The organism is Xenorhabdus aichiensis (genome assembly GCF_028598775.1).
GTDB classification, from domain to species: domain Bacteria; phylum Pseudomonadota; class Gammaproteobacteria; order Enterobacterales; family Enterobacteriaceae; genus Xenorhabdus; species Xenorhabdus bovienii.
In genome coordinates this window covers 1-1494 of record NZ_JAQRFO010000109.1, presented here as the reverse complement: position 1 = coordinate 1494, position 1494 = coordinate 1, and the positions used below count along the sequence as shown (strand labels likewise).

The 1494-nt window shown below is 45.2% G+C and carries 2 protein-coding genes; both read left to right on the top strand.

The window, feature by feature from the left end:
• Positions 1-135: 135 nt before the first annotated feature.
• Positions 136-579 (top strand): recombination protein NinB, encoded by a 444-nt coding sequence (locus PSI22_RS21090; protein WP_273581437.1) that lies wholly within the window; start codon positions 136-138, stop codon positions 577-579.
• Positions 580-952: 373 nt separating this feature from the next.
• Positions 953-1494: recombination protein NinG (locus PSI22_RS21085; protein WP_273581436.1), on the top strand; the 542-nt coding region annotated here is incomplete at its 3' end.

The following is a 1494-nucleotide window of genomic DNA, read 5'->3' as shown; positions in this document are numbered from 1 at the left end:
GGCTGGTATTGGTGGGCTGGTTACAAATCAAAAGTAGAGCCGCCATGTGCATACAATCCACAAATTGATAGCGCAGAAATGCAGAACTGGTGTGCAGAAAATGCAACTCATGAGGGGTTATAACGGAGGTTAGGAATGGATAAGCAAGCATTCCTGCTACGGAATGTGCGAATACTCGATAACCTGAAAGCTGTACTCGACCAACTCCCACTCAACGACGAATTTCCCATTCAAATCACTATCTCAGACTCAAGCCGAACCCTACCGCAGAACGACAAGTTCCATGCGTTATGTGGTGACGTCTCTAAACAGGGTATTGAGTGGTCTGGTGATACATGGAGTACACAGGAATGGAAATGTATTTTCGTCTCCGGTCATGCAAAAGCGACCGGGAAAGAGGGACAGATAATCGCAGGGCTGGAAGGTGAGCTGGTGCCACTGGCAAGAGAAAGCACCGCCAGAATGGGCATAAAGCGCATGAGCAGTTTAATTGAATATTCACAGGCATGGGCTGTATATCAGGGCGTAAAACTCACTGAGACACGATACGCGCTGAATTATTACGGTCACAGAATTTAGCTCAAGCGGAGGCAGGAACAGTGATAACTTTCAAGCACTTTCTGGATAGACCAATATGGGCGGCAGTGGCTGGATATGATTTCAATATTATTGATTGCCTGTCCGTGGCTGGGTGTAGATATTTCAGTGTACCAATGAATATATGGGATGAATTGTTGGATTTAGAAATTAGACAAATGGTCGCTGTAATCATCATAGCTCTGTCCGGTTTATTTTTTGTGTTTATTTATCCACTCATATTCTGGGTATTTGGTATCGGATTGTATTTCAATTGTAAGCGGTATATCAGGAAGTACAAAGCAGGTAAGCCGCAAATAGTCATTGATAACCTGAACAAATGGAAATCCGATTGTGACAGGAGATTTAAGAAGAAATGAAAAATCTGAGACGGAGAAAATGTGAAATCTGCCGCGAATGGTTTTACCCCAAATATGACCATGTATGGTGGTGTAGCCCGGAACATGGCGCAGAATTAGGAATGCGACGGCAAGATAAGAAATACGAAAAAGCCAGACAGAAACTAGAACGAGAACGACGACAAAAAGAAGTGGAAGCCCGCGACAAACACAAAACCAGACGCCTAGCAGTAAAACCCCGCAGTTATTGGATTCAACAAGCCCAACGAGCCGTAAACGCCTACATCAGAGAACGAGACAGAGACCTGCCGTGTGTCTCCTGTGGCACGTTTACATCGTCTCAATGGGATGCAGGTCATTACCGGACAACGATAGCAGCATCTCAACTCCGATTTGATGAACGCAATATTCATCGGCAGTGCATTGTCTGCAACCAGCACAAATCAGGGAATATCGTTCCGTACAGAGTGGAGCTAATCCGGCGTATTGGTCTGGAATCGGTTGAGGCTATCGAATCGAATCATGATCGGCATCGTTGGACGATTGAGGAATGTAAGGC